The sequence below is a fragment of the Brevundimonas sp. genome, from assembly GCF_041648055.1.
In the GTDB taxonomy this organism is placed as follows: domain Bacteria; phylum Pseudomonadota; class Alphaproteobacteria; order Caulobacterales; family Caulobacteraceae; genus Brevundimonas.
Map to the genome: position 1 here is coordinate 1 of NZ_JBAZPS010000021.1, position 7,021 is coordinate 7,021.

The 7,021-nt window shown below is 62.2% G+C and carries 6 protein-coding genes; 2 read left to right on the forward strand and 4 right to left on the reverse strand.

Annotated elements, in window-relative coordinates:
* Nucleotides 1-307 precede the first annotated feature (307 nt).
* Nucleotides 308-649, reverse strand: a complete 342-nt coding sequence (locus WC585_RS17030; protein WP_373259197.1) for an OmpA family protein — start codon at nt 647-649, stop codon at nt 308-310.
* Between the two features lie 74 nt (nt 650-723).
* On the opposite strand from WC585_RS17030, the gene WC585_RS17035 reads away from it, so the two are divergent.
* Nucleotides 724-1,431 carry an IS6 family transposase gene (locus tag WC585_RS17035; RefSeq protein ID WP_373259199.1) on the forward strand — a complete coding sequence of 236 codons (708 nt, stop codon included), beginning with the start codon at nt 724-726 and terminating at the stop codon, nt 1,429-1,431.
* A gap of 17 nt (nt 1,432-1,448) precedes the next feature.
* Here the strand turns inward: WC585_RS17035 and WC585_RS17040 are convergent, their stop codons facing one another.
* From WC585_RS17040 to WC585_RS17050, 3 genes are all read right to left on the reverse strand, one after another.
* Nucleotides 1,449-3,614, reverse strand: a complete 2,166-nt coding sequence (locus WC585_RS17040) for a hypothetical protein (protein ID WP_373259200.1) — start codon at nt 3,612-3,614, stop codon at nt 1,449-1,451.
* 295 nt (nt 3,615-3,909) lie between these two features.
* Nucleotides 3,910-4,332, reverse strand: a complete 423-nt coding sequence (locus WC585_RS17045; protein WP_373259202.1) for a hypothetical protein — start codon at nt 4,330-4,332, stop codon at nt 3,910-3,912.
* A 97-nt stretch (nt 4,333-4,429) separates the two neighbouring features.
* Entirely contained in the window at nt 4,430-4,864 is a 435-nt protein-coding gene (locus WC585_RS17050) for a hypothetical protein (protein ID WP_373259204.1), read from the reverse strand.
* Between the two features lie 266 nt (nt 4,865-5,130).
* Between WC585_RS17050 and WC585_RS17055 the strand changes: the two genes are divergently transcribed.
* Entirely contained in the window at nt 5,131-6,756 is a 1,626-nt protein-coding gene (locus WC585_RS17055) for a hypothetical protein (RefSeq protein ID WP_373259206.1), read from the forward strand.
* Nucleotides 6,757-7,021 lie beyond the last annotated feature (265 nt).

Genomic DNA, 7,021 nt, shown 5'->3' on the forward strand with positions numbered 1-7,021 from the left:
CGCCCAGTCGATACGGACCCGCTTCGACGCCCTGCCAAGAGAGCAGGCTCAGGACTACAGGCTCGAAGCGACCGATGGCTCGGACCTGCTCGAATTCCTGATGGCTTTCAAATCGCCATAGCCGTCTGAACGCCCGCAGATCCCAAACGCTCGGCGGGCCGCTTCACCCTGCTCGCGTCCGTCGAGCACACCGTGTGTTTGCGTTTAGGAGCGATTGGTACTCGCACGGCGCCGGACTGTGACTATTCAGATGGCCGAGACCGACTGCAGGGCCGCAGCAGAGGTACTACATTGGGTCGCGCGGCTACTAGCCGGCGTCCGGTCCCCGAAGCGAAACCTCGACCCGGCGATTGCGCCGATGGTCCGGCGCTATCCCGTCGAGAGGGCGACTGGCCCCGTACCCGGACGACGTCATCGTTCGCTGCGCTGAAAACTGCCGTCGTTCCACGTCGTCGTTCCAGATCGCCATCCGCACCTTGGCCGAGCGTCGATGCGAGAGTCCGGTCGCATAGTCTGGACTGTTGTCCGACTCCGCCAGCGTCGCATGGCCCTCGATCAGGAGATCCTTGTCCGGATGTGCCCGCGCGAAGCGAGAGAGAGCCACCATGCTCTGAGTCGAGACCTCGTCGCTGTCTGCGGCGAATTCCACGACGATGCGGTTCTGAGGGCTCTGTCAGCCCAAACTTAGCCAGCCGGTAATCCGGTCCGCCTAGCGTCTTCGCCATGGCCAAGAGCACCAACCCGTTTCGCTACTTCGACAGCTCCCCGGAGGTGATCCGGCTCGTGGTGATGATGTACGTGAAGTACCCGTTGTCGCTGCGGAATGTGGAGGACCTGCTGGCCGAGCGCGGCATCGACATCTGTCACGAGACGGTACGGCTATGGTGGAACCGCTTCGGCCCAATGTTCGCCGCCGAGATCCGCAGGAAGCGGGTTCAGAAGATGCGCGCCTTCACTCACTGGCGGTGGCACCTCGACGAGGTCTACGTGAAGATAAACGGCGAGATGCACTACCTCTGGCGCGCCGTGGACCACGAGGGCGAGGTGCTGGAATCCTTTGCCAGCAAGACCAGAGACAAAGCCGCGGCACTGAAGTTCATGAAGAAACTCATGAAGCGGCACGGCCGGGCCAAGGCGATGACGACGGATGGTTTGCGCTCCTACAAGGCTGCGATGAAAGAGCTGGGCAACACCGAGAAACAGGAGTTCGGCCGCTGGGCCAACAACAGGGTGGAGAACTCACACCTGCCCTTCCGACGACGAGAACGGGCCATGCTGAGGTTCCGGCAGATGAAGACGCTGCAGAAGTTCAGCTCCGTCCATGCCGCCTTCCACAACCACTTCAACCAGGATCGCCACCTCATCAGCAGAGAGACATACAAGGCCCAACGCTCAGCCGCCCTGGCTGAGTGGAAGACGCTCGCCGGATAGGCGTGGCCTCCCCTGCCCTACCTGCGCTCAGTGGAGACAAGTTGTCGTTGGACTGACAGCACCTTGTGATCCGCTATGTCTGGATTCTTAAGGGCATAGACGAAATCGCCGATCGACTCTTCGATCGACCGCACTTGCTGGAGCGCAGCCCAGGCGGCCGCCACATCACCCCCGCCGGCGCGTTCGTAGAGAGGCGCGTCGTCGGCGGCCGGAGGCACACCATCGAGGGGCAGCTTCATCCTAATAAAGACGGCACGAATGCGTTCGGTCGGAACTGAACCAACCAACGCCAGAATTGATCCGGTGACCAAGGCACGATCAGCCTCGGGTATCGCCTCGGGCGTCAGCGCGCTGGCCACTTTCGACAAGGCGTCCCGCAAGACCGCAGGCGTCCAGTCGAGGCGCTGGGCCATGTGATTGAGCAGCTCCAGAGCGAAGACGCCCCATGCGACCACCTGGTCCGGTTCCAGCGCCCAGTTGAGGAAATCCTCAGTCAGGCCTTCCGACGCCGCGAGACTGGCGTCATGCCGACGCTGCTGCTCGTCGGCTCGTTTCAGCTGTGCCGCGCTCTGCTCATCGCCGGACTCAGGCGTCTCAGGCCGTTCATAGGCGCTCTTGCGCCCCCGCAGCATCCGTCTGAGCTGCCGGATTGCCTGGACGACCGCCGCCTCGTCGCGGTCATTGCTGGATGCGGCCGCCCCCTGAACCGGCGACCAGACAATATCCTCAACCCCCAGCAGCCGATCCCCGTCATCGGCGCGACTTGGTGCGCTTGAAGCACCGCCTCCCCCCAACCGGAGCAGCCGTTCCGGCTCGTCGAAGATCCAGTCGAGGAGCGCGACGATATCATCCGGCGTCTCCGACCCGCCGAGGATGGCGAACAGACGCGGTGCCATGGCTCCGATGCGCCGCGCCACAGTGCCGGCGGCGGTGGATGCGGCATACCCCTCAGCGACGCAGTCGCCGCATCGGACCCGCAAGACCAGACGCCCCGCATTCCATGCTTGCGCCTCGAGACCAGCCGCCTCCAGCCGGAACCGGCCGGCCTCGTCGATCTCGGCTTCGCCGAGCGGCACCGCGCCCAAGCTGGTGAGTTGCTCGACAACCGCCCGCCCCCTCATGGCCGGCGTCAGAATCCAACCGTTGAGGATGGCGTCTCTCAGCTCAGCCCGGAGCACGCCGATCGTCTCGCTCTCCTCGAGAGCCTCGGCCGTCAGGGCGCGGTCCATGACCGGCGTATCGACGGCGTGTCCGCTCCATCCGCCGCGACGATCGCGTAGCGCGCGAACGATAACAGCCTCTACGTTTCCGTTGGTGCCCAGTGCACGATCGCTGGCGTTGGCGCTGCCCGAAATAACAAGCCGACCTTTCCGACACAGGATTTCAAAGGCTTTGGCGTGAAGAACCCGCGGGTCCGCTGTGAGAAAGTCGAGGCGTACCGGTTTGATCTGCGCAGGCGTTTTACGCGGCCAGTTCGGAGCTGTGCCCGAAGCGACTTTGCCATGCCAGTGCACCTGCACCTCGGAGAGGTCCAACGCCGCAGCCAGGCGCGAAAGACCCCCGCCATCGTCAAAATAGGGCGAGACGACGCTGAGCCGTGTCGCGCCGCCCAATTCCTCGGCCCGATCGCGGAGCTGATCAATTAGGCTTGGTCCAAGCCCATGCAGAAGCCTGACATGTCCGGCGTCGGTGCGGCCTCTCACTGCGTCAGCCAGTTCGCGCGACAGCTCATGACACGCCTCGGCGGCCGAATGCTTCAGACGCGAATGTTCGGCCATCGCCTCAAAAAGCGCTGACGCATCCCGGAATGCGGAGGGCGCGGCGCTGGAGTGCAGGTGCTCGACGAGCTCCAGATTGCCGGCCCAACCCCCGAACGTCAGGTTTCCCGATCCGACGGTCAGCATGGCCTGATCATCAGCCACGAACGCCCCGATCTTGGGGTGGAAGACACCGCCGCTCACGGCGACCGGTTCGACGAGGTAGTCCCGACCCGCGCCGCGAACGCCTTTTTCGGACAAAGATGCCCGGACACCTTCGACATCTGACAGAACGAGAACCTGTTTCGCGCGTCCCCGCACAAGGGCGTCCATGACGATGGTTTCGAAGAATGTCAGACTTAGCGCGTAGGTCGTGAAGACGACGCGGGACCACGGCGCGCCGCCCGAGATAATCAACTGGGACAAACTGCCCTCCCCTAGAATCGGCAGCATTGCACAATCAAGACGGGCATTGGAAGCGGGAGTCTGTTAGCGCGGTTCACTCGCCTCGCGCGGACAACCCTGGCAGGCCCTGACGCGCATGTCCTCACGCGTCAGGCGCTCGACAACCGCGTCTGGGCCCAGCGCAAGCGCACTTCGCCTCCAGTCTGATAGTCTCTCTCGTTCGCGAAATGCGCATAAGGGGCCATCCCGAAAGCAGACGTTCCTAATGTCCGCTATGGGTGGAAAGCGGACATTGCAGCCCTGCCCGTTTGCAATTTCAGCGTAGGTCGTAGTGCCAGCCAACGGTGCCGGTTTCATCCATCACGCCGAACGAAACCAGTCGGCCATCTTGGTAACGGGAGAAGTCGCCAGAAAGCCCGCCGCTCTCGTCGGCTACCAGAATTGTGTCGCTACTCAGCCGACGAACATACCCACCACCATCCCCTCGTGCTTCGTCGGGGGCTAGGGCCTCTGAACGGCAGATCATCACCAGATCGGACCAATGGCACTGGAAGGCTCCCGCTGTCTCGAACGTCATTGGGCGAGTCAACGAAGCCTCGCCGTCCTCAAAAACCAGTGTGGTGTCGTGCGTTGGCAGGGGCTGCTCTAACGTCACGCTGGCGATCGTCCTACCGGCCTCGTCCTTGGCGACGAAGCGTTCGCGCCCCGCCCCGGACCACGCGCCTAGCGCGACGATCACTCCAAGTATGATGAATGATCTTAGCCTCATCGCGCGAGCCTAACACCTGTTGGCCGTGTCCGCTAAGGGTCGAGAGCAGACTGTCGCCTGAGTGGTGTTAGCGGACGTCGTTTTGAGCCTCATACTGGCTCCCCTGCGGAATGCCAGGCTCGATGGCAATCGACAGCGAACGACCCTCAATAAACCCGGACAGGCCGTAGGCGGGATCGAGTTCTGCCCGGAAGCCATTGTTGGGGCCGCGCTCGATGCTGAGGCCCATCAGCGCGTTCTGGTGATTGAAATCGTTAAGCTGCATCCCGGTGACCTCGTTTATCCTGAAGCTGACGACGGCATGACCTTCAAAGACGTATGGAGCATCCGGATTGGTCGCGCGGGTTACCTTGAAGCCATGCACGCGGAGAAGGCACGTCGGCCCGGCGCGGTCGAACTCGATGCTGATGACCTCGGCGTCATGAAAGCGAGGAGCATGCCCGTCGAACCACTCCACAAGCTCCGGCCCACCTGGCACGTCTTTCAGCAGTTCGATATTCACAGTGGACACCCCCGGCCAGACGGCCAACCTGAATGAGCCACTTAAGGTCCGCAATGGGTCGATATCGGACCTGAGCTACGGGCCAGCAAGCGGACACCGGGGGTTATGCGAGTACGATCTCAATGCATTTTTTGGCTCGTGCATTGAAGGCGCGTTCCGACCGTTTAGAGCGCTCTGCTGCTCCAGAAATCACCGTGCTGTGCACGACGTTGATCGAGCATTCGGGGGCCTGTATCTGTCGGCTGTGAGTATGCACGGAGTAGCAGATGCCGTATGCGATCGGACCTGAGCAGCGCGTCAACACCTATGTGCTGAGCCGGCAGTCCGCGCCTCAGTCCATAGCCCTTTCAGACGGAGGTTACGTCACGGTCTGGAGCGGGGCCGGCGAACAGGACCGTGGCTACGGTATCTATCTGCAGCGCTTCGATGCCGATGGAAACCGGATCGGTGATCAGACCCTGGTTAACTCGACAATCACCTATTCCCAGCGGAACCCCGTCATCACGGAGCTGGCCTCCGGTGGTTTCGTCATCACCTGGGACAACACCGTACCTGGAGGCCAACCGGGCGACCCCGGCCTGCTCGGCGTGTTTGCGCAGGTCTTTGACGCCTCCGGGGCACGCACGGTCAATGAAACGCAGGTCAGCACAGTTGGGTATGCCCAGACCGTCACCGCCCTGTCTGACGGTGGTTATCTCATAAGTTGGACGCAGCGGATCGATTCCCCCTGGTCTGGCGTGGTGGCGCAGCGTTTTGATGCCTCAGGCCAACCGGTCGGGGCAGCGCTGCAACTCGACGACGACCTCGACGCGTCATACTCAAGCGTCAGTGCGACAGACACCGGATACATCGCGACCTGGCGAGCCTACAACGACGACGGCCCAACCATTGCCGTTCAGCGGTTTGCCATCGACGGCACAAGGATCGGCGACGTGGCGCGGCTACCGCGCGACACACAGCTGAACCTGCCGGAGATTGTCAGCCTGGCGGAAGGAGGGTCCGTCGTGGTCTGGTCTCAGACAGACGGGCTGTACGCACAGGTCTTCGACGGTGACGGTCAACCTGTCGGTGATCGTTTCATGGTCGATGCCGCACCGCCTGGGGTCAACATGCTGCACGCCGTCGTCGCGACACCTGATGGCGGTTTCACTCTAGCGTGGGAGCAGTTTTCCAGCGGGCTGACCACGATCGAGGCCCGCGCCTTTCTCGCCGATGGTACCCCTAATGGCGATGTGATCGTGGTGCGCGGGCCGGCAGGTTCACCCGGAGAACCGCCATCCCTCACTGTGCTGTCGTCTGGTGATGTCGTGGTGTCCTACGCGCGCTACGTTGGCGACGTCACCGACTTCTACGACGTTTTCCAGGTTCGTCTCGAACCCCTCGAGCGCACACTGCGCGGGTCGGATGAAGTCGATCAGCTGGTCGGCCGCGACGGCCAGGATCGATTGCTGGGACTGGAGGGCGACGACGTCCTGACCGGTGGCAGGGGGAATGACGTGATTGACGGAGGGGAAGGCTGGGATGAGGCCGTCTTCTCGGGCTCTTGGGCGGACTACAGGATCTTCGAAGCAGATGGCGGATACCGCGTGAAGGGAGCAGACGGCTCGGATGTGCTGACCGGGATCGAGCAACTGCGTTTCGATGACCGTGTGATCGATCTTCTCATGATCGTGTGTGATCCACCGACAGCCTCTCAGCGTGAAGACGAGATGCCCCTGGTGTCCCCTCTCCTCCCCGCAGGCAAGCACGACTTCGAAGCTCTGACGTCACCACCGATCCCAGAAGCGCTTTTGGAAGACTCGAACATCAGCCAGATTTCGACCCGGCCAGAATGGCTTCAACAACCAGCCGTCGCTGTCGAAGTAGAGCAGGCCAAAGACTGGATTTGGTGAGCTAAGTCGGCTCGCCGAGATCGCAGCTTCAGTGCACTTTCGAGGGTCTTCGTCGAGACACCAAAAGCGAACTCTTTGAAGCTCCACTATGGGTGGAAAGCGGACGTTCAAACGTTTCCGGCATCGAGAGGCGTGGCTTTGTCAGCCCAAACTTAGCCAGCCGGTAATCCGGTCCGCCTAGCGTCGTCGCTATGGCCAAGAGCACCAACCCGTTCCGCTACTTCGACAGCTCGCCGGAGGTGATCCGACTCGTGGTGATGATGTA

Bases quoted from the DNA above. Each gene is read 5' to 3' on its own strand.
- WC585_RS17035 (WP_373259199.1), top strand. From the start codon at position 724: ATGGCCAAGAGCACCAACCCGTTTCGCTACTTCGACAGCTCCCCGGAG.
- WC585_RS17055 (WP_373259206.1), top strand. From the start codon at position 5,131: ATGCCGTATGCGATCGGACCTGAGCAGCGCGTCAACACCTATGTGCTG.